The organism is Methanosarcina sp. MSH10X1, from assembly GCF_004099695.1.
Lineage (GTDB): Archaea > Halobacteriota > Methanosarcinia > Methanosarcinales > Methanosarcinaceae > Methanosarcina.
In genome coordinates, this window is record NZ_SCHL01000013.1 from 38435 (window position 1) to 58821 (window position 20387).

Here is a 20387-nt window from a genome sequence, read left to right on the forward strand (position 1 = left end):
AGTATATTTGTGTACATCAACGTCTAATGAAGTACTTTCTATAAAAAGGTTTTGGATGAAGGCTAAAACAGGAGCAGTGAATCACTCAGGGGTTTTTACTCACAAAAACAGAAATCGATGAGCTTCTTGCACTGAAGCGGGCTTATCTCCGGTAGCTAGACCCACATTTTATCCTTTTTACCTAAAAGTCTGTGGCTTTTTCGAGCCAGCCGTCACCATTTACTAGAAAACCGCCCGGGTGCCATGGCGAACCCTATATATATTTAACCAAACGTATGCACCGGATTAAGGTGCGTTTATGGAAACGAAAACGATTAAAATCAGTGCAGAATTATATGCAGCGCTCGATTTTTGCAGAGATAGGGACAGTGACAGCGGATGGGAATCCAAAGGCACGATAATTACAAAACTGCTGGCACGATATGATGATACCTGTCAACTTACACATGAGAAAGGTAATTACTGGTTTCTGATTAACCGCAGGAGACGGAAGTTTCATGAACTGTCGAATGCTACGGAGAATGTAAGAATCACTCAAGACCTTTACAACAGGCTTGATGAAGCTAAAATTCACCCTGATGAATCAATAAACACGGTCTTGCAACGCTTGCTGCTTTCATACTGTGGCAATAAGCTGGTGTACCGTATAAATACAAAATCAATTAACTGCAAGGATTGTCAGGACTTGGCACTTTTCATGCGTGAGCTACTGCTGACAGAACCCAAATTCAGCAATGCATTGTCTATTGAGGTACTGAGCATAGAAAACTGCCCGGAATTGAAGAATAGGTACGAGAAAAATACGTTGCCTCTATCAATATTATACGACTTTGAAGAACGTGAGGTCTGGCGCATGGAAGGGAAACATGATCCGGAAGAGGTGAGAAGGAAATTAGAGTCGTTTATCGACTCTTCAGAAGAGTTAATTGGTTAACGTGCGGCTGAAGCTGGCAGAAGGACGATGGAATTGCCTGCGCCAGCGCATACCATATATTCTGCAAAGTCTTTCCTGCAGACCGCTAAAAAAGAAATTAATCTGCCGACAGGATATCGGCTTAAAATGACCGGATAATCAATCTGGATATTTGCAAAACATAAGCTTATTAGCCTGTGTTCAAAATAATATTACTCTCAAATATCATTCTCAATCCTAATTATCAACCTCAGTTCAGCACCTCTAACATAGTTTTCAAACTGTAGGACATGCCTTCGATCACGGGTATGGTACTGTCAGGCACTCCAGGGGTCGAATTGGCAGCTTCCATCATATCTGTATCCTCGATTGCAGGCTGCAGGAAAATATATTCCCCAACAAGGGCGTCCAGAGCCCCGTTTATGAGGTTAAGGTTGGGATCAAGCATTTGAAGCATGGATTTAGAGAAATTGAAACTTGAGCCCACTTCCTGTACCATCAGTTCAGTTTCATTTTGTGTTGTTATAGAATCTGTCCCACCGATTTGATCCTCCAGAATATCCTCCATTTTCTGATCCAACGCTACTGAGACCGGAAGCATCAGTAGCATAACCAGGAGAATTGCTGCTATCCGCAGGTAAAAAACCTGGCGTCTGCTCATAAGAATTTCCCCCACTATTACTTCACTAATTTAATAGAGATCCTCTATTGTTAATGTATAAACCAACTTGACTATAAAGAATTACCGATTCGTATAAAATTATAGAACAAGTATAACATATTCACAAAAGTAACGGACTTCTAAAAGAAACCCTGTAGTTAAGTAAAATCCAGCTTTTTAGCTGTTACTTTATCTGAGCGAAGAAAAAGCAGCACTATTTATTCATAATATCCTCTTCCGTGAGCTCAAAAACAATTTTTTTTCTTCCCTTGAGTCCGCTTTTTCAATCGTAACTCAGCATCTTTTTCCTTGAATTAGCCTTCTTGAGCGCAAGTATAGCGTCACTTGATCAAAACCATTGCATTGAAACCGTTGTGTTGCGACCGTTGACCCGAAACCGTTGCGCCGGTTTATCACGCCCCGGTTACACCGGTCTAGATGGAGCATGGGTTTTATCGCAAACTTTTTCAAAAAAAGTTTGCGATAAAACCTTTTCTCAAAATGTTTTCGCTCAAGCCTTTTACAAAAAGGCTTGCGGGACTCGGGCAGCGAAGCATTTACATGTAAGGTGAGCATAAAGTGCACAAAAAGCCGACAGAAAGTCCGGAACAAATAAAAATAAAATTAAAAGACTGGCAGAGGAAAAGCAATGGCTGTATGGAAAGGAAAGAAAGTGGTTCTGCACACCACTATGGGCGATATAACAATAGAACTATTTGAGGACATGCCGATTACGGCAGGAAATTTCGCAAAACTCGTAGAGAAAGGCTTCTATGACGGAGTTATTTTCCACAGGGTCATTGACAAATTCATGATCCAGGGCGGAGACCCGACAGGCACAGGTATGGGAGGTCCTGGCTACGAGATTCCGGATGAGTTCACGAACCACAACCGGAACGACAGGGGCACCCTGTCAATGGCAAACGCAGGCCCGAACACAGGCGGCAGCCAGTTCTTTATCAACCTTGTGAACAACAATTATCTTGATAAAATGCACCCTGTCTTCGGGAAAATAGTTGACGGCATGGACGTCATAGATTCTATCGGTAAAGTAAAAACTGACCGCCAGGACCGCCCGAAAACTGAAGTGAAAATTATAAAGGCTGAACTGGTCTGAACTTTTAAGCTTCAGGGCAACCCTATTCTTTTTTTCTTAGTTCCTTTTTTACTTTTTATCTTTTAGTTTATATTTTTACTCTTTATTCTTTCTTACATACACATTTTATGGATCTCTCTTTCTCATCATAAGTTCTAACCGCATTTTCGGATACAATGATAAAAAAGCCCGTCCAATATGAATATAACTTCTTTTAGCGGAGATTGAAGCCTGCTGGATGTTCACAGGAGAAAAGATTTTTGTGTAGGAAACAGGAGAGGAATTGGATTTTCTGGTAAGTGAGACCCTTAAAGCCAGATATCTGCGCGAGGGGGAAAAAAATTGGGAGGACGTTTGCGAGAGGGTTGCAAAGGCAATTTCGATGACTGAGGAAGAGTATCTGAAATTTAAAGACCTGATGGTCAGAAAGATTTTCCTTCCGAGCTCACCCACGTTCATGAATGCGGGTACTGAATTCGGACAGCTTGCAGCCTGTTTTGTGATTCCCGTGGAAGACGGCGTTGAGGAGATCTTTGATTCGATCAAAACCGCAGCCCTGATCCAGAAAACCGGGGGAGGGACAGGTTTTGATTTCTCAAAAATACGCCCTTGCGGCTCTCCCGGTCTCAATGAAGATGATGCGACGTGCGGCCCGGTAGCTGTCATGAAACTTTTCAATGAGGCAACTGAAATCGTAAAACAGTTCGGAAGGCGCCGGGGAGCCAATATGGGCATCCTTAATATTTCCCACAATGATATCCTTTCTTTCATCAGGGCAAAACAGGTCGAAGGGGAATTGAGTAATTTCAATATCTCGGTTATGGTCCCTGATGCTTTCATGGAGCTTGTTGAAGCCGATAGGGCCGGCGAAATCTGGAACAGACAAACAGGTGTGACAGTCGGGCAGATATTCACCGAAATTGTCGAGGGAATCTGGAGAAACGGGGAACCGGGTATCCTCTTTTACGACCGCATAAACAGGGATAATTTCACGCCTGCAATTGGCGATATCTCAGCCACGAATCCCTGCGGAGAAGAGCCGCTTCTGCCTTTTGAATCCTGCAACCTGGGCAGCATAAATCTTTCACTTTTCGTCGTGGATGAAAAATTAAACTGGGACTTTCTCAGGCAGGCAGCCGGAAGAGCTATTCGTTTTCTGGACAACGAAATTGATAAGAATACATATCCTGTTCCGGAGATTGAGGCTGCGACAAAGAAGACCCGGAAAGTAGGGCTTGGGGTAATGGGTTTCCACGATATGCTTTTGAAGCTCGGGCTGCCCTATGACTCCGAGGAAGCTCTCGTGCTTGGGGAAAAACTTATGGAACAGGTTACCTGGGCTGCAATCCGGGAATCAAGAAAACTTGCTACGGAAAAAGGACCTTTTCCTGAGTACGAGGACTCCACATGGGAACTTCCTATAAGAAATGCTACACTAACGGCCGTCGCTCCGACAGGCACGATCAGCATTCTTGCCAGCTGTTCGGCAGGAATTGAACCTGTTTTTAGCTGGGTATACAGGCGGACCCGGACCGTAGGCAGGGAATTTATGCTTGTTCATCCTTATTTTAAGGCACATTTCAAATCAAAACTGCCTGAAGCTGACTATAACTGGCTTACTGAGCACGTTTATAAGTACGGTACCCTGCAGAATGTTGATAACCCGGAACTCGTAAACAAAGAAGAAAAGCGACTCTTCAGGTCAGCGCTTGATATTGACTGGAAGGCTCATATTGATGTGCAGGCAGCGTTTCAACGGCACTGTCACGCCGGAATTTCGAAAACTATCAATATGCCTGATTCCGCAGGAAAGGAGGATATCAGGCAGGCTCTGATTTACGCCTGGAAAAACGGGCTCAAAGGGCTTACTATCTACAGGACGGGAAGCAGGCAGCTTGTGGTGCTCAATCTGAAAAACTTCAAAACTGAACTATGACCTGTAAAAAATGTTTGTAATCTTACGGATGAATGAGTAACCTTATAAACGCTATCGGGACCAAACTTCATAAACATTATTATGGAGTATTATCTTACTAAAAATATATATACATTCGTTCCCTCTAAATAAACTATGACTGCCGTTTTTAAACATCACCTGGAACTATTAATCGCTTGTATAATTTACGGCACTGTCGGGATTTATATGCAGTGGTTGGGGGATATGTCCGTAGGCTCAATTATTTTCTACAGAGTATTCTTCGGGCTCGCAGCCATTCTATTTTATCTTGCAGTTACCGGGAATTTAAGTCAGCTCGCTCTGAAAAGAAAGAAAAATTATCTGCTCCTTCTGGGAATCCTGTATGTTTCACAAATGTTCTCCTATTATTCGGCAATCCGTTATTTAGGAGCTTCATCAGCCGTGCTGCTGCTTTATACGGATCCTATTTACCTGACAATCCTTGCCCCTCTCTTGCTTGGAGAAAAAAATACGGGAAAAACCATACTTGCTCTCTTCCTGGGTTTAATAGGCGTTTTCTATGTGACAAGGCCGGAAGGCGGCTTCGAACAGCTTGACTTTGGGGGCAACTATCTTAAAGGAGTACTTTTCGGGCTCACAGGAGGCCTTTTCAGCAGTGGGGTAATAATCTCTGTTCGCTACCTGAGAGATGAATATAACGGGCTTACCCAGCTCTTCTGGCAAAGTGTGATAAGCCTGTTCTTCCTTTCACCTTTCGCAGTTTCCGTACCACGGGATGTGCTTGTCGAAAGCCTTCCAGTTCTTATGCTTTTCGGGTTACTGATTACAGGCATCGGGGCAGTGTTTTATATAAGAGGCGTGACAGGCGTGAGCGCTATTACGGGCAGTATACTTACTCTGCTTGAACCGGTTTCCTGCATATTTTTTGATTATACGGTACTCGGAAATCCGATTCACAGCGGGATGCTTACTGGCTGTACTTTCATCCTTGCTGCGGCGATTGTCATAAGCCTTGACGGCTCGGTTTCTCTAAGAAAACTGTTCATTCTGGACAGAACAGTTTTTAGCAAGAAAACTTTTGTCAGGAGAAAACCGGTTTTAAGAATCCATAATAAGTAAAAATCTTATCTTTTAACTTTTTTTTATTTTTATTCTTTAAAATCATTTAAAGTTTTCCGGTTCTGACTTTTCCGAAGCCCAAAAAAGTATCCAAAAAAGTATATACCTGCAAGCTTTTAACTCTCGGCCATGCCTGTGCAGGAAAATTTTCTGAAGCCCTATTCGGAAGTCGTAGCTGGCAGCATAATTTACGGCACTATCGGGGTTTTCCTGGATAGAATTCAGGATATGTCAGCCGGATCTATCCTTTTCTTCAGGCTTTTTTTCGGCTTTTGCATGATTTTCATTTATTTGTCGCTCAGTCAAGGGCTTCGACAGCTCAAACCCGGAAAAAGAAGAGAGTACCTTCTGCTCCTGGGCTTTTTGAATGCAATAACAGGTATATGTTACTTTTCATCTATTCGCTACAGCGGAATCTCGGTTGCTGTCCTTCTGCTTTATACGGCTCCGGTGTACGTTAATTTGCTCGCTCCGTCGATTCTCGGGGAGCGCAGGAATAATAACAGCTTTCTTCCCCTCCTGCTTGCAATTGCAGGAGTCTTACTGATCGCCCGCCCGGGAGAAATCCTGATGGATACGGGCCTTGATTTCCAGAAAGGACTTATATTCGGGCTGCTGTCAGGGCTCTCATTCGGTGTCACTATAATAACGATCCGGTATCTCAGGGACGATTACTCAGGAATAGCTCAGACTTTCTGGCTAACTGGAATAAGTCTTCTCTTTATGCTACCGGCTGCACTCGCCACCCCACCAGGCGTTTTCGTTAAAAACCTTGATACTCTGCTTCTCTTCGGCTTAACTGTTACCTTTGCGGCTGTAATCTACCTGAAGGGAATATCTGGAATCAGGGCACAGACTGGAAGTATTCTCGCCCTGATCGAACCTGTTTCCGGAATTTTCTTTGACGTTACTGTCCTCAAAAATCCTCTTTATATCTCGACGCTTCTTGGCTGCAGTTTCATTCTCGCAGCAGCTTATATGATAAGTAAAAGGGATGGGGTAAAGGTCTGAAATAAGAGAGCAGTATAGAAGTCTCCTCTCGGATTAAAAGGAAGGGTTGCCTCAAAATAGAATTTCTCTACAAGATCCTGCGCTCTGCCCAAAAGCTATTTACTTATGAGCTCTCTATTTTTATTATAATGGTTTTGAAAACGCAGGAAAAGCATGACTGAGGAAAGCCCAATTATCGAGCTTAAAAACCTGACAAAAACATATAAGAACGGAATGGAATTTCGCGCGCTCGACAATGCAAATTTGAAAATTAAAAAAGGGGAATTTGTAGCAATTGTCGGGCCATCGGGTTCAGGCAAAAGCACCCTTATGCATCTGATAGGCCTTCTGGACACTCCGAGTCTGGGGACACTCTTTATAGACGGCAGGGATGTGACGAAAATGTCGGATAAGGAACGCTCCGAGATGCGTAACAGGATGCTCGGTTTTGTCTTCCAGTACCACCACCTGCTCCCGGATTTCACGGCTCTGGAAAATGTAATAATGCCGCTCTTGATTGCAGGAAAAAGCAGGAAAGAAGCTAAAGAAATTGCAGAAAAACTTCTGAAAGAAGTAGGGCTTGAAGACCGGATGGATCATAAACCCGGTGAGCTTTCAGGAGGCCAGAACCAGAGGGTAGCGGTAGCGAGGGCACTGAGCTGTTCTCCTGCAATTGTTCTCGGGGACGAGCCTACAGGAAATCTTGATACAAAAACGGGGGATCTGATCTATGAGCTGCTCAGGCGGCTGAACAGAGAGTATAATCAGACCTTTATAGTGGTTACTCATAACGAAGACCTGGCTTCGAAAGCTGATAGGATTATCAGACTTGTGGACGGGAAAATCACAGATCAGTGAGGGGAGGAGATGGAGTACTCAAAGGGAAGGATAGGCAGAATATTTGCCGTCAGGATTGACGATGGGGATGACCTGATTCTGGAGCTTATCAAACTTGCTGAACTGGAGCGCATCGAATCTGCGGTCTTTATGCTGCTGGGTGCATTAAAAGAAGCAAAACTTGTTACGGGGCCAAAAGAAAATAAAATCCCTGCGGAGCCTGTATGGTCCGGCTTTAATGACGCCCATGAACTCTGGGAATAGGAAATATTTTTCTAAAGGATGGAAAACCGAAGATCCATCTGCATACAGGTGCAGGCAGAGGGGATAATGTAAAACTCGGGTGCTTAAGAGGTGAGAGCGAAGTTTTTATGGTAGTTGAGGCTTTCGTCTTCGAGCTGGAGGGTATTTCTGCCAGAAGAATTGAAGATGAAGAGCAGGGTTTTGATCCTGTAGGTTTTGAGCAGGTCTCGAACCTGGAATAACACTCAAGTAGAACAGGCTATAATCAGGGTTCGAAAGTTCAGGCGTAATACTGGAACTAAAAATACAGACCTGCAAAATGTCCGGCAGTTTTCCTCAAGCTCAATTTTGCATTACTATCTCCAGTTCGCGAAGCCTTTTGAGTGCAATAATTTTTTCCTTATTGTCTTTTAAGTATTCTCCCTCGAGTACCCTTACAATTTCAGGGAAAGGCACTGTTAACTGGTAGTATTTTACAGGTCTGCCTTTTCCTTTATTCTTTTTTTCAGACCTTTCATCCACCCAGCCTCTATCCCTCAGGGGACGCATGGCCACACTCACTTCAGGTTGTCTCAGCCCTGATACAAGTTCGATATGGAGGGATCTTAACTCTCTACAGTCTTTCAGACATACGATCGCAGTGGCTTCCGTCCTCGGGAGTCCCAGGCTCTGGAGCATATCAATTATTGAATACTCTTTTTCGGTTAAATTAACTGGAGAATCGTCAGTCATCGAAAGTGAATAATACTTTCATGTTTATATATTTTATGTAGATAAAATTATTTTTTTGAATAAATTGAGTATTGTTAGGGAGTAAAATAACTATCAAACCCGGATAATTTCTTTTTTGGAAAGTTTTAATATAAATACTCATATTAGAAAATCTCTGGAAAAAAAATCGGTTTTGTAATCCTGACCAAAACCTTTAAAGCTAGTGTTTACAGGAAATGGACATTCCTGAAATTCGGAGAGCCTGAGTTAACGGTTACAGAGTAAGAGAATCTCCTGCAGGCACTCGGGATCTCATATTCCCGGATTCTGAAATGTAAGGATACCCGATACTTGAGGCAAAAGTAATTCCGTCCTCGGGAATCCTGAATATAATCTTTATGTGCTAATCAGGGTTTCTTATGAGAAAATAGCGTAAGACTTAATTAAAATTATTCGCGTTAACCGGATAAAGAATTAAATACAATTCGGACATGTAACGATTAAGTCTCAAGTTAATTAAGTTTCACGTTAAAATAAGCTTCAAACCAAGATTTAGCTTCAAATTAAGGTTAAGTTTCAAATAACAGAATATATGTATAAATAGATCAGAGATTAAAAAGGGTGAAATGATGTCGTATATCGGTCTACAGCAGGATTCTGGAGAATATAAAATCCAAAAGATACATGCTCGGGAGATCCTGGATTCAAGGGGAAATCCCACTATTGAAGTTGATGTGTTTACGCCGAAGGGATTTGGCAGAGCCAGTGTCCCTTCAGGGGCTTCTACTGGTACGAATGAAGCTCTTGAACTGCGGGATGCAGACCCTAACAGGTACGGAGGAAAAGGAGTTCTCACTGCAGCAAAGAATGTGAACACCATCATCCAGAAGGAATTGCTGGGGCTTGATGTCAGAAACCAGCGGGAAATCGATGAGCTAATGATCGAGCTCGACGAGACCGATAACAAGTCAAATCTGGGGGCAAATGCAATCCTTGGGGTATCCATGGCTGTTGCAAAAGCCGCTGCCGATTCCCTCAACATTCCACTATACCGTTATTTTGGGGGCTCAAACGCCTTCACTCTGCCAGTACCCACAATGAATGTCCTTAACGGGGGCAAGCATGCAGGCAACGAGCTTGCAATCCAGGAATTCATGATTCAGCCCAAAGGTGCGGAAACCTTCTATGAAGCTCTCCAGATAGGGGCGGAAATTTATCAGACTCTTGGAAAACTGCTGGAAAAAAAATACGGCAGATCTTCTACTAACGTGGGCTATGAAGGAGGATATGCTCCCAAGATGAGCGAGTCAACTGAAGCCCTTGATGCTCTTGTCCAGGCTATCGAGGAAGCCGGCTACACCGATACCGAGGTTACTATCGGGCTTGACGCTGCAGCCTCCGAGTTTTACGAGGACGAACTCTACACGATTGACGGAAAGAAGCTTGCTGCTTCCGAGCTGATGGACTACTACGTTGAGCTTGTGAACTCCTATCCAATCCTCTCAATTGAGGATCCCTTCTATGAGGAAGCCTTTGAGGATTTCGAAGCCCTGACCAACGAGCTCTGGGACACGATTATTGTCGGTGACGACCTTTTTGTTACAAACATTGAAAGGCTTTCAAAAGGCGTTGATATGGGAGCTGGAAATGCCCTTCTTTTAAAGATCAACCAGATCGGAACACTGTCCGAAGCTTTTGATGCCGCAAGCATGGCTTCCAGGAACGGCTATACCGTAATAGTAAGCCACCGTTCTGCCGAAACCGAGGACACCACAATTGCGGACCTCTCAGTCGCAATCGGGGCAGAAATGATCAAAACAGGCGCTCCGGCCCGTGGAGAAAGGACTGCAAAATACAACCAGCTCCTCAGAATCGAGGAAGATCTGGGTGAAGTTGCACATTATGTGCAACTCTAACCTTTTTAATTTCCCATTACAACTTTTTTCCATCAATTTTTTCCATCAATTTTTTTCATCAACCTTTTTCATCAACTTTTTTGAGCTTCTTTTTTCAGCTTCTTTTTTCAGCTTCTTTTTTAATTTTTCCTGTTTTTTTCTTTATTGTAATTCACACATTGCAGATTCAGCACTCTCAACTGGTTGTTTGAGGCTGTTCCCGAGAATACTGGAAACTAATTTATAATCAGCTTCACAAGAATAATTACAGGAATAATTCCAGATGCCTGACAGGCAGGAAAAATAGGTCGCTGACTGTAACTGGCAAGAAAACTTTCTTACGCATCCGGAATTCATTATACAGGATTTATCCGATTGGAATTGTCCAGATAGAATTTGATCTTGATACGTCCATCCGATAGGAGTTTTTCAATATGTACGAGCTGAAAATCGCTTTAAGGCAGGTTTTATCCCGAAGAAAGCAAACCTTTTTTGCCATTCTGGCAGTTGCCCTTGCCGTAGCCGTCATTACGGTAATGATGGCTATGCTTTCGGGTTTTCAGGCGGAGCTCGTGCAGTCAAGCATTGAAAATAATCCGCATATTGTTATAACTCCTCAAGATAAAGAAGAAGAGTTTATTCACCTTTACAGGTATAACTCCGCCCGGATTGCGGAAAAAGAAGGAGTTGTAGCGGTATCTCCCAAATATATGGGTCAGGCAGCCCTGGAATACCGGGATAATGCCGAAGGAATTTCACTGCAGGGAATTGATCCTGAAGCTGAAGATACGGTTATGCGAGTAAGCGAAGATGTGATAGAAGGGAGCTTCCTGTCGCTTGTCCATACAAGGCACGGAATAGTGCTTGGGGATAAGCTTGCAGAAAATCTTGAGGTTCATGCCGGAGATCGTGTAGATGCAGTTTTTCCTGGCTCGCAAACCACTTCCTTTAAGGTTGTGGGCCTGGTTCACACCGGAACTGGTGCAGATGAGGTAACAGCCTATGCAAGGCTTGATTCGGTACAGAATTTCTTCAATGAGCCCGGAGTTGTGAGCACTATAGGCGTCAGGGCCGCAGACCCGTACCAGGCTGAGATTATCGCAGATTCAATTGAGGGAGAGTCCGGACTTGATGCTGTCAGCTGGCTCGAAGCAAATGCGGAAATCCTGAATCTCCTTAATACCCAGAGAGTCTTTGTAAACATTTTCTATTTATTGATCTATGGAATTGCAGGTTTCGGGATCGCAAATACCCTGATTACCATTGTTGCCCAGAGAACTCCGGAAATCGGGATCCTGAAAGCTATGGGAGCCTCTCAGAAGAGCATAATGACTATCTTTCTTTTCCAGTCCCTTATTCTTGGAGCAATAGGGCTTGTGCTCGGCACCTTTCTTGGCTACGTTGCAACTGTCATACTTCAAAACTACGAGATCGAGGTTCCGCAGGAAATGTATTTCGGACTCCAGACCCTGCCTCTTGAGGTTGAGCCCCTTAATTTTTTGTATGCGGCTATCTTCGCTTTCATAATCAATATAATTTCAGGCATCTACCCGGCACGGAAAGCTGCAAGACTCGATCCTGTAGAGGCTATTGAAAGTGCCTGAAGGGGATTTCTGTTAAGATATTATATCAAAATATTATATCAAAATATTATCTCAAAATGTTCTCAAAAATATTATCTCACAATGTTCTCAAAAATATTATCTCAAAATGTTCTCAAAAATATTATCTCAAAATGTTCTCAAAATATTATCTTAAAACCTTATCATAAGGTACCGATATAATTTTTCCAGTAGTAAATTTTCAAATAATTCCTATCATTTCCAGCCCTACGTAGACCATGAGAAGCACAAAGAGGTGTTTCAGGTGCTCCGGGTTTACCAGATGGGCAATTTCCGCGCCCTTTCTTGCTGCAAGAAATCCGGGGACTGCAAGCATAACCCAGTTAATGAGATTGATATATCCAAGAGAATAAGGGGGAAGTCCCGGCTGTCCCCAGCCATTGATTATGTACCCTATTGACCCTCCGAAAGAGGTAAAAATTATCACCGCAGCCGAGGTTCCGACAGCTTTCCGCATTTCGAAATGTAGAATAATAAGCATGATAGGGATCGCAATTACTCCTCCGCCGATGCCGAGAAGCCCTGAGAAAAAACCAATGGAAACGCCGGCAAGGATGTAAAGTTCAGGTTTTGGGCTAATTTCACTCTGTTCTCGGACCGCAGGCGTCACATAGGTTCGCAGCGCTCCGATTATGACCACGATCCCGAAAATTGCGCTCAGGGTTGAAGCCGATAACCGGGAAGCTATGGCTGCTCCCCCAAAACTGAAAACCGAGCCCGTAACCCCCATAATCATTGCCTGCCTCCACAGGACTGCCTGCTTTTGGTTATACTTTAGAGCAACAGTCATGGAGTTTAGCAGGATCACGAAAAGGCTTGTGCCGAGAGCTATTCTTATAGCCAGGTCAGGTTCCAGCCCGGTTTCCTGCAAAAGCCAGTACTGGACAGGAGTCATGACAAAGCCCCCTCCTACACCGAGCAGGCCCGAGATAACGCCGGTAAACACGCCTGTGAAAATTAAAATTACAAGATAAAGAGGTTCTACGGAAATCATTTCGATCCAGTGCTTTTTTCATTCCGGTTTCCGAGTTCGGGAACAGCCAGATTTAAGTAGAGGTTTCTGGCTGTTTTTTAAAAGGGGCTGCGAGTTTATCTAAGTTAACAGTCTCGTACGGATAGAATACGATGCTGCTGCTCATAGTCAAACGGAAATACCCGGAACTCGCAGAAAAGTCATATCTGACAGGATAAAACATGGGTTAAGAGGGTAACTATTTCTCTTAAATAATTTCCCCTCCGAGAGCAATGGCTACTTTTTTAAATAGGCTGGCTCAATTTCCCTGCAGTCTAAAATAAGCTAACCTATTTAAAATCGGTCATTTGCTAAAATAAATTATTTGTTTAAATCAGTCAGTTTATGAGCTGGTTTATTTACGATGGACAGGTTTATAAATTGCTTACCACGTCGTTTTATGAATCATTCACAACAAACAGATTTATAAATTGCCTATCGTAATGGGTTTAAGAGGCGCTTTTATGATTGAAATGAAATTACACGGTACATACAATATCTATTATGCTATTCTCGGCATGAGGAATCCTATGAATTCCTGGCACCTTATAGACAGCAGTGAGCCTGACGAGGCGGGGAACTGCAAGCTCGGGGAAAAGGACCTGAACCTGGCCCAGCGCCTGACCCTTGCAGGGAATGAGCACGGCAAGTTCTTAAGGTTCATTACGGTCTGTTTTGACCTTACGGCTCCCCTCTACTGGTGGAAGGAATTTGACACCTACAAGTTCACAGAAAAGAACTCCACCTCAACGATGCACAAACTGACAAGCAAGGAGCTTGCTCCCCACGACTTTTCCTACGATACGCTGACCGATTACAGGAACGACCAGATCCGGCACCTGAATAGCCTTATCAAAGCCTACAAATCCCGCGAGGGCGACAGCGAAGAGGACAACGAATACCGGAAAGCGGTTTTCAGGGAACTCGTCCAGGACCTGCCGAGCGCATTTCTGCAGAAAAGGACCGTTATAACCAATTATGCCGAGCTCCGCAACATTTACTTCCAGCGCCGCCACCACAAGCTTGACGAGTGGAGGGATTTCTGCGCCTGGCTGAAAGAGACCCTGCCGTACGCAGAAGAACTCATTTGCATTGAGAAGAAAGAGTAAAACCGGAAATATCTTTTCAGCAGCTCCGGCTGGAAAGAATTAATCTTAGAACCCTTGCTGGAAATGAGTTGATCTTATAACCTCAGGCTCTCATCGGTCGTGTCCGCACGACCGGTCTTTTATTAATTTGATAAATAGATTTGAAAATCTACCTCCTTAAGCGTTGTATTACAGGTTTTTTTCAGTTAAACATGCATTAATGGACTAAATTTTCATATTTTTAACCTGTCTGGTTTATAGGATTTTTACCGCTGGTACTCCTAAAAGCTTATATATTTAAGATACCTGACTCTTCCCCTGTCATCCTGGTAGATCAGAACTTTATTTTCATACCTTTTCCGTATGCTTTTCACATGTTTTCCATATGTCTTCCATATGTCTTCCATATGTCTTCCATATGTCTTCCATATGTCTTCCATATCCATTTCTTCTCTCTACTGAAGGGCGGGATAGAAAATATCTAATGACACATCAATAGTCGGAAACCTGTTAAAGATCCGAAAGCCTGTTTGCGAACGAATAAATATATCAAACATTTTACAGATAATTTAAGAGCTAAAAATGACCGAACTTGAAAAAACAATTTCCTTCAGCCGGGGTATGGGGCTTGCAATCTGCATGCTTATAGGTACAGGCATTCTGGCGCTGCCGGGCCTGGCACTCGATGCAGGCACGGTCCATGAAGCGATTCTCGGCTGGTTCCTTATAGCCGCTGCTGCAGTCCCGCTTATTGCGATCTGTTCCCGCCTTGGTTTGAGATTTCCTTCGACAGCCGGGCTTGCCGGGTATGCTGAAGAAGCGGTGGGACCCTGGGGAGGATATGCGGTTTCGTATCTTGTGGGAGGCTCTTTCTTTTTCGGGCTTCCTGCGGTTGCCCTTATAGGCAGCGAATATATGAGGCAGCTTTTCCAGCTGTCCGGGGTAGAAGCAGCCCTTTTTGCGGTCCTGCTTGTAACCCTGATGTTTCTTTCCAATCTGGCGGGAATGAAGGTTATTTCCATGATAAATTACGCAGCTCTGGCTGTCCTTTTCCTGCTTATAGGCCTGCTCATTGCCTTTAACCTTGATTTTCTGGGCTCCGGTCTCGGAATTGCCAGTGAAGTGGTTAACGGCGGAGGGCAAATAAACCTGAATAACATCTGGAAAGTTGCAGCCCTGCTTTTCTGGGCTTTCCTGGGCTGGGAAAATCTTTCTTTTTCCCTGGGGGAGATAAAAAACCCTGAGAAGAACGTGCCACGCCTTTACTGGCTTAGTTTTGTCCTCGTGACTTCGATATACCTTGTGCTCGCTCTTATCAGCGCGGGAGCCAGTACTTCAGGCAGGACACTTGAGGGCGCAGCCGGGCTTTCCGGGCTCGTGCTTTTTACACCCGGAGGGAGCCTGCTCATCTGGCTCATGATAATAGTTATTGCCGCAAATGCCTGCTCATGGAACTTTACTGCAAGCCGCCTGCTCTATGCCGGGGGCAGGACAGGCATTTTCCCTCAGGTTTTCGGAAAGCTCTCAACAGGGAACATCCCTGTAGCCAGCCTGATAGGGCTGTATATTCTTTCAATCTTCCTGATCGGCGGAAGTTACCTCTTCGAAATTCCAGTGTCAGCCATGATGCTGCTCGTAAACCAGAACTTCGTTTTTCTCTACGCCTTCATTATAATCGCTTACTGGAAAACCGAAACTGGCTGGCAGAAATGGGTTTTTTCCGTTCTTTCACTCCTATCCCTGAGTTTTTTAGTCTCGGGGTTTACCTGGAAAATCGTTTATCCTGTCTTTTTGATAGGCTTTGGATATTTCAGGTTTCTCAGGAACACGGATAAAATTCCCGAATCCGGATTCCCTGCATCCGGAAGTTCAGAATCCGCAGGTCCTGTATCCGGAAAATAAGGTATTTCGTGAATAGAAAGTATTTTGGAAAAATTTGAGGGAAATCTATAAATTATATGTCTTGTAAAATAATAAAACAGTTTAAAAGAGTTTACCGCCAATTTCTTAAGATTTGCAGGACTCTGGTCATATGTTGAAGATAAGCGTGAAAGATTCACCTGGAAAAGGTAGAGGGGTATTTGCACAGCGGAATTTTAAGCGAGGCGAGGTAATAGAAACCTGTCCCGTTATAGTTTTACCCGCTAAAGAGATAAACTCACTTGAACTTACCGAACTCTATAATTACTACTTCGCCTGGGGTCCGGATTCAAAAGATGCAGCTATCGCCCTGGGGTATGGATCACTCTACAACCACTCATACACCCCGAATGCAAGGTACTGCAAGGATTTTGACAACAGCTTTTTGAGATATATCTGTATAAGAGATATCGAAGAAGGCGAGGAAATTACAATAAACTATAACTGCGACCCTGAAGATACAACCCCGGTCTGGTTTGACCTTGCAGGCCAGGAAGATCTCGAAGTTTGCTGAAAAATAAGTTGTTGGCAATGTTTATCTTTTCTTCGAAAAAAAGTATTTAATTCTTTTAACCTTATTTTAAGCTTGAAAGCTTTTAAACTTGAAAGCTTTTAAGCTCTAAAGCTTTTCTCTTCCCGAGCCCGTTTCCATCTGTATGCGGCAGGCACGGAGGTTATATTTTCTTCAACCACCTTATAGTAAAAAACTTGCCTGTGGTATTCGATCAGGGACAATTTAAAGCTGGAGCTTCATTAAAATACAGATAAAAGGAATTAAAAATGGAAAACATACTTCTTACGGTTTTTCGGGTAAGCCTGTTCGAAACCTTCTGCGTCACAGGCTCTCTCATTCTTGTCGGCATGATACTCGGCTTTCTTGAGAATCGCGCCAATTTCTATATCCAGAAAACATTTGGCAGAAAAGGAATTCTGGCTACAGCCTGGATAGGCACTCCCATCCATGAACTCGGCCACCTGCTGATGTGCTACGTATTCCGTCACAGAATAAATAAGTTCAAACTTTTCGACCGCAAAGCAAAGGACGGAGTCCTTGGATACGTCAACCACAGCTGGAACCCTAAAAGCCTCTACCAGAACATAGGGAATTTTTTCATAGGTATGGGCCCTATCTTTAGCGGGACTGCGGCTCTAATCCTGGGGATGCACCTGCTCCTGCCGGATTCCTTTGCCAGGGCTGCCGATTATCTTGCCCTTGAACCCGCCCGGCCGGACCAGTATATGTTGACAAAAATCTTCGCCCTTACCACGGGCCTTTTTGAAAGTATTTTTTCGGCAGAAAACCTGCTTTCCCTCAATTTCTGGATTTATTTTGCTCTCGCAATCGGCATCTCTTCCCATATAGCCCTGAGCCGGGAAGACCTTAAAGGTGCAGGCAGGGGTTTGATAACGATTTTTACCTTTATTATGCTGGTTAACCTGGTTGCTCTGATCCTAAATGCCGATTTTTCCGGGCTTTTTGTGGACATTCTGGCTCTAAACGTATATCTGCTGGCTTTCTCAATGATTTCGATTGTATTTTCTTTAATCAGGCTAGTTTTAAGCGCTTTTGCTTATTATCTGGCTTATTTTCATTAGTTTGTGTGCTTGGTATATGTCCTAGCGCAGTTCAATAAACAGTTATCTATCTAACTGCATTAAATACCAAAATTAAATTAGTAACAAGAAAAAGAATCAAAGTCACTCAAAATCGAAAAACGTCAATAGACGATTATCTTTGCTTCAGCTTGCTTAAAAAGATCAGGCTTTTCGGTGTGGACTGGAATAACACTATCAGGTTTTATCTCGTTTATCATTTTTATTAGTTCTAGACCAGATGCATGGCCTGAAGCATGTGCTGAGTATTTTACAATTTTAAAGCGATCCAGCCAGTTTTGCTTTCTTTCCTCATCAAGTTCCATTTCCTCACAAAACGGTTCGCATGATGACTTTATCCAAATAGCATTTTGTGGTTGAATGTCTACAAGCTGGTTTATTTCCCATAAACTCATGGAGACCACATAATTTAGGGGATTCTGACGCAACTCTTTACAGGTTATTGAGTTTGATCGATGAATATAATTTTGTTCCCAAGAGTCATAGTCTTTATTTATCAAATCCTGCTCATAACCTTCTTTATAAATTAATCCCCAGCTCTTCCTAGGTACTAAGATTTTCACGTCATCAAGGCAAAAGGGGCATAAATTACCTAGCGATTCAATCAGGTAGGCAGCTTTTAGAGGAACTACAAAATATCTACCATTGGTTCTTGCGGATTCGAAAATGCTTTTCACTCTATCAAGGTCTCTTATCGGGTGTTCAACAAAAGCCAGACCTCTGGCTTTTGAGATGAATCTGGTAATTTCCTCTTTTACTCTATCTTCACTGTCTATCTCCTGCTTGTCTATTCGCGTGCCCTCGCAGATTAGCCATCTTGGGTTGACTGATTTGGCTTTTTCTACAAACTTTCTACTTAATTGTCTGTTTGAACCATGAAAACGGATATCACCAGTGTAAACTAAATTTCCTTCACTTGTATAAATTATGTATCCACAAGCACCAGGTAAAGAATGATCAACCGGAACCATTTCGATTTCGAGACTGCCGATCTTCAGTTTCTTTTCAGGTTCCATTAAGTGGAAATTTCTTTTATGCAAAAAGTCTTGTTGTTTCTTAGTAACTCGCGAGAAGCTTCCTTTTGTATTTCTATAAAATTTAAAGGCTTCACAAGCTTTAATGTAATCTGAGAATGTATTACTTCCTGTTTCTTCCAAACACTGTAATATGATTTTTGTTTCTTTTGTGCATAAAATTGGTACATCAAATCTTAAGAAATGGATATATTGAGCATGATCAGCATGGGCATGAGTAAGGAGAACAGCATCTATTTCTCGTTCTTCTGGTTGTCTTCCCATGTGTTCGAGATAGTCAGTTCTGTAAATCCCCTTTATGTCAGGTAAAAGACCCAGCTCAAAGAAATCAGTTAAAGCAGAACATTTTCTTGGTTGTAAAAATTCAGAAAAGTATTTAGAGTTTTGATTAAAGCTCATTCCAAAGTCAAGTATGATCCTTGTTCCCTCATGCTCTACAAGAATTTTATTGCCACCGATTTCATTCTTTCCTCCAAGAATATCTATCTGAACCAAATATAATATCCCCTATATAGTTAAGCATGAAAGACTTCCTCCAAATTTACGTTTATATGTATAAATATCTTATCTTTTATATTCAGATAAGACGTTTTTTAGTACATATGGAATTTTATTTAACTACCATAATATCATATTGTTCAGTTTACATTGATAGTTATATAAATTATTAAAGTTCTATTTTTGTTATTTGTAATCTTCTTGCACTTTCTTAATGAGCTTCGAAATAATAGTTCCTTTCGTATAAATTTCACCCAAAATGCTTCTAGAGATGCTTAACATTTTATCTCTTTTCTCAGTCTCTACAAACCCAGCATCTTTTAACTTTTTTATGTGATGACTTAGACGTGAGCGTTCATTATCAAATTGTGGTGTTCCTTTATCTAGTTCCGGTTTTAGCCTTGAAATTAATGTGTCAAGAGAGTTCGTTCTTTCATCTAATTGATTAAGTATTTCCATCTGTTCTCGAGAAATTTCTTTTATAGGAAATATGGGGATTTCCATTATTCCTTTTATTACATATCCCTTTTCATTATTTGATTCTGGTATATCCGTATACACTGTGACTTTGGACACTAGTGAAGCAATATAAGAAGATATTCCAAGATTTCTCATTCCACCTGCAATATTAATTTTTATATCGCTTCCTTTCATTGCCTGCTCTTTTATAATATCTAAAATATCTAGAGTTGCTTGAAAAATATTCTCTCTCGTTACAATTCTTTCTTCAATTTCTATTCCTTTAAACGCTTCTTTTACCTTTGTTACTGCCTGCTGTACTAGCTGTCTTTGATCGTCGCCTTCTACCATAATTAAAATGATTTTATGAACTGGATATTGCCGAATGCTGGCAATTAATTTGTCATATTCATAACCAACTGGTAGAATATGAACTGTTTTTTTCGCTTTTTCCATGAGGATAAAACCAATTCAATTGAATAAATAATTTTTTATTATAAATTATCTTTATTATTGAAATATATTGTCATACTTGAAAGAAAAATTTAAGTATCTTATGTTCGTATTAAATAATGTAGCTAAGTTATTGACAAAGCATCAATTTGACAGGAATGAATCAGCAAAATTCGAATTTACTATCAATGGGTGGGATGCCAAAAAAATCAGCAATTACTTCATTTGGTCTTATTTAAGTCAAAGATGTTCTAACGGGAATTGTCAACAATATCGAGAATATGTTTCTGTTGAATGGTTAGGG

Annotated in this window: 18 protein-coding genes and 1 pseudogene; 14 read left to right on the forward strand and 5 right to left on the reverse strand. The window is 42.3% G+C overall.

Translation table 11 applies throughout. The features are described from left to right. Positions 1-298: 298 nt before the first annotated feature. A complete protein-coding gene (locus EQO05_RS10795) occupies positions 299-934 on the forward strand; it encodes a hypothetical protein (RefSeq protein ID WP_128506414.1) in 636 nt (211 codons plus the stop codon). 229 nt (positions 935-1163) lie between these two features. On the opposite strand, the gene EQO05_RS10800 is transcribed toward EQO05_RS10795, so the two are convergent. Continuing rightward, positions 1164-1574 carry a hypothetical protein gene (locus EQO05_RS10800; protein WP_128506416.1) on the reverse strand — a complete coding sequence of 137 codons (411 nt, stop codon included), beginning with the start codon at positions 1572-1574 and terminating at the stop codon, positions 1164-1166. Positions 1575-2223: 649 nt separating this feature from the next. Between EQO05_RS10800 and EQO05_RS10805 the strand changes: the two genes are divergently transcribed. The 7 genes and pseudogenes from EQO05_RS10805 to EQO05_RS16230 form a co-directional block, all read left to right on the forward strand. After that, positions 2224-2691, forward strand: coding sequence for a peptidylprolyl isomerase (locus tag EQO05_RS10805; protein WP_128506418.1), 468 nt, complete (start codon positions 2224-2226; stop codon positions 2689-2691). 262 nt (positions 2692-2953) lie between these two features. Beyond that, positions 2954-4606, forward strand: coding sequence for an adenosylcobalamin-dependent ribonucleoside-diphosphate reductase (locus EQO05_RS10810; RefSeq protein WP_240664580.1), 1653 nt, complete (start codon positions 2954-2956; stop codon positions 4604-4606). A 207-nt stretch (positions 4607-4813) separates the two neighbouring features. Further along, complete coding sequence (locus EQO05_RS10815; protein ID WP_240664582.1) at positions 4814-5707, forward strand: EamA family transporter; 894 nt, start codon at positions 4814-4816, stop codon at positions 5705-5707. Positions 5708-5836: 129 nt separating this feature from the next. Continuing rightward, on the forward strand, positions 5837-6718 hold the full coding sequence (locus tag EQO05_RS10820; RefSeq protein WP_128506421.1) for a DMT family transporter: 882 nt from the start codon (positions 5837-5839) through the stop codon (positions 6716-6718). A gap of 153 nt (positions 6719-6871) precedes the next feature. Beyond that, the gene (locus EQO05_RS10825; protein WP_128506423.1) at positions 6872-7555 is read left to right on the forward strand and encodes an ABC transporter ATP-binding protein; all 684 of its coding nucleotides are present in this window, start codon (positions 6872-6874) and stop codon (positions 7553-7555) included. A gap of 9 nt (positions 7556-7564) precedes the next feature. Next, entirely contained in the window at positions 7565-7798 is a 234-nt protein-coding gene (locus EQO05_RS15990; RefSeq protein ID WP_240664584.1) for a PCC domain-containing protein, read from the forward strand. A 38-nt stretch (positions 7799-7836) separates the two neighbouring features. Next, positions 7837-7881: pseudogene (locus EQO05_RS16230) on the forward strand (hypothetical protein); the annotation flags it as partial. 238 nt (positions 7882-8119) lie between these two features. Here the strand turns inward: EQO05_RS16230 and EQO05_RS10835 are convergent. Then, positions 8120-8509 carry a transcriptional regulator gene (locus tag EQO05_RS10835; RefSeq protein ID WP_128506425.1) on the reverse strand — a complete coding sequence of 130 codons (390 nt, stop codon included), beginning with the start codon at positions 8507-8509 and terminating at the stop codon, positions 8120-8122. A gap of 608 nt (positions 8510-9117) precedes the next feature. Between EQO05_RS10835 and eno the strand changes: the two genes are divergently transcribed. Both eno and EQO05_RS10845 read left to right on the forward strand, forming a co-directional pair. Further along, positions 9118-10404 carry a phosphopyruvate hydratase gene (gene eno / locus EQO05_RS10840; protein ID WP_128506454.1) on the forward strand — a complete coding sequence of 429 codons (1287 nt, stop codon included), beginning with the start codon at positions 9118-9120 and terminating at the stop codon, positions 10402-10404. 413 nt (positions 10405-10817) lie between these two features. Then, entirely contained in the window at positions 10818-11987 is a 1170-nt protein-coding gene (locus tag EQO05_RS10845) for an ABC transporter permease (RefSeq protein WP_128506427.1), read from the forward strand. A gap of 199 nt (positions 11988-12186) precedes the next feature. Here the strand turns inward: EQO05_RS10845 and EQO05_RS10850 are convergent, their stop codons facing one another. Further along, positions 12187-12999, reverse strand: coding sequence for a sulfite exporter TauE/SafE family protein (locus tag EQO05_RS10850; protein WP_128506429.1), 813 nt, complete (start codon positions 12997-12999; stop codon positions 12187-12189). A gap of 482 nt (positions 13000-13481) precedes the next feature. On the opposite strand from EQO05_RS10850, the gene EQO05_RS10855 reads away from it, so the two are divergent. The 4 genes from EQO05_RS10855 (at position 13482) to EQO05_RS10870 (ending at position 17621) form a co-directional block, all read left to right on the forward strand. After that, positions 13482-14126 (forward strand): hypothetical protein, encoded by a 645-nt coding sequence (locus EQO05_RS10855; protein WP_128506431.1) that lies wholly within the window; start codon positions 13482-13484, stop codon positions 14124-14126. Between the two features lie 561 nt (positions 14127-14687). After that, positions 14688-16007, forward strand: coding sequence for an APC family permease (locus EQO05_RS10860; RefSeq protein WP_128506433.1), 1320 nt, complete (start codon positions 14688-14690; stop codon positions 16005-16007). 145 nt (positions 16008-16152) lie between these two features. Beyond that, entirely contained in the window at positions 16153-16539 is a 387-nt protein-coding gene (locus tag EQO05_RS10865) for an SET domain-containing protein (RefSeq protein ID WP_240664585.1), read from the forward strand. Between the two features lie 266 nt (positions 16540-16805). Continuing rightward, positions 16806-17621: a hypothetical protein gene (locus EQO05_RS10870; protein ID WP_128506434.1), complete on the forward strand. Its 816-nt coding sequence runs from the start codon at positions 16806-16808 to the stop codon at positions 17619-17621. A 122-nt stretch (positions 17622-17743) separates the two neighbouring features. On the opposite strand, the gene EQO05_RS10875 is transcribed toward EQO05_RS10870, so the two are convergent. Both EQO05_RS10875 and EQO05_RS10880 read right to left on the reverse strand, forming a co-directional pair. Beyond that, on the reverse strand, positions 17744-19168 hold the full coding sequence (locus EQO05_RS10875) for an MBL fold metallo-hydrolase (protein ID WP_128506435.1): 1425 nt from the start codon (positions 19166-19168) through the stop codon (positions 17744-17746). 189 nt (positions 19169-19357) lie between these two features. Then, positions 19358-20086 carry a DUF6293 family protein gene (locus EQO05_RS10880; protein ID WP_128506436.1) on the reverse strand — a complete coding sequence of 243 codons (729 nt, stop codon included), beginning with the start codon at positions 20084-20086 and terminating at the stop codon, positions 19358-19360. Positions 20087-20387: the final 301 nt, after the last annotated feature.

What these genes read in the sequence shown, in the direction of transcription:
- EQO05_RS10795 (WP_128506414.1), top strand. Translation starts at nt 299, where the DNA reads ATGGAAACGAAAACGATTAAAATCAGTGCAGAATTATATGCAGCGCTC.
- EQO05_RS10800 (WP_128506416.1), bottom strand. Translation starts at nt 1,574, where the DNA reads ATGAGCAGACGCCAGGTTTTTTACCTGCGGATAGCAGCAATTCTCCTG.
- EQO05_RS10805 (WP_128506418.1), top strand. Translation starts at nt 2,224, where the DNA reads ATGGCTGTATGGAAAGGAAAGAAAGTGGTTCTGCACACCACTATGGGC.
- EQO05_RS10815 (WP_240664582.1), top strand. Translation starts at nt 4,814, where the DNA reads ATGCAGTGGTTGGGGGATATGTCCGTAGGCTCAATTATTTTCTACAGA.
- EQO05_RS10820 (WP_128506421.1), top strand. Translation starts at nt 5,837, where the DNA reads ATGCCTGTGCAGGAAAATTTTCTGAAGCCCTATTCGGAAGTCGTAGCT.
- EQO05_RS10825 (WP_128506423.1), top strand. Translation starts at nt 6,872, where the DNA reads ATGACTGAGGAAAGCCCAATTATCGAGCTTAAAAACCTGACAAAAACA.
- EQO05_RS15990 (WP_240664584.1), top strand. Translation starts at nt 7,565, where the DNA reads ATGGAGTACTCAAAGGGAAGGATAGGCAGAATATTTGCCGTCAGGATT.
- EQO05_RS10835 (WP_128506425.1), bottom strand. Translation starts at nt 8,509, where the DNA reads ATGACTGACGATTCTCCAGTTAATTTAACCGAAAAAGAGTATTCAATA.
- eno (WP_128506454.1), top strand. Translation starts at nt 9,118, where the DNA reads ATGTCGTATATCGGTCTACAGCAGGATTCTGGAGAATATAAAATCCAA.
- EQO05_RS10845 (WP_128506427.1), top strand. Translation starts at nt 10,818, where the DNA reads ATGTACGAGCTGAAAATCGCTTTAAGGCAGGTTTTATCCCGAAGAAAG.
- EQO05_RS10850 (WP_128506429.1), bottom strand. Translation starts at nt 12,999, where the DNA reads ATGATTTCCGTAGAACCTCTTTATCTTGTAATTTTAATTTTCACAGGC.
- EQO05_RS10855 (WP_128506431.1), top strand. Translation starts at nt 13,482, where the DNA reads ATGATTGAAATGAAATTACACGGTACATACAATATCTATTATGCTATT.
- EQO05_RS10860 (WP_128506433.1), top strand. Translation starts at nt 14,688, where the DNA reads ATGACCGAACTTGAAAAAACAATTTCCTTCAGCCGGGGTATGGGGCTT.
- EQO05_RS10870 (WP_128506434.1), top strand. Translation starts at nt 16,806, where the DNA reads ATGGAAAACATACTTCTTACGGTTTTTCGGGTAAGCCTGTTCGAAACC.
- EQO05_RS10880 (WP_128506436.1), bottom strand. Translation starts at nt 20,086, where the DNA reads ATGGAAAAAGCGAAAAAAACAGTTCATATTCTACCAGTTGGTTATGAA.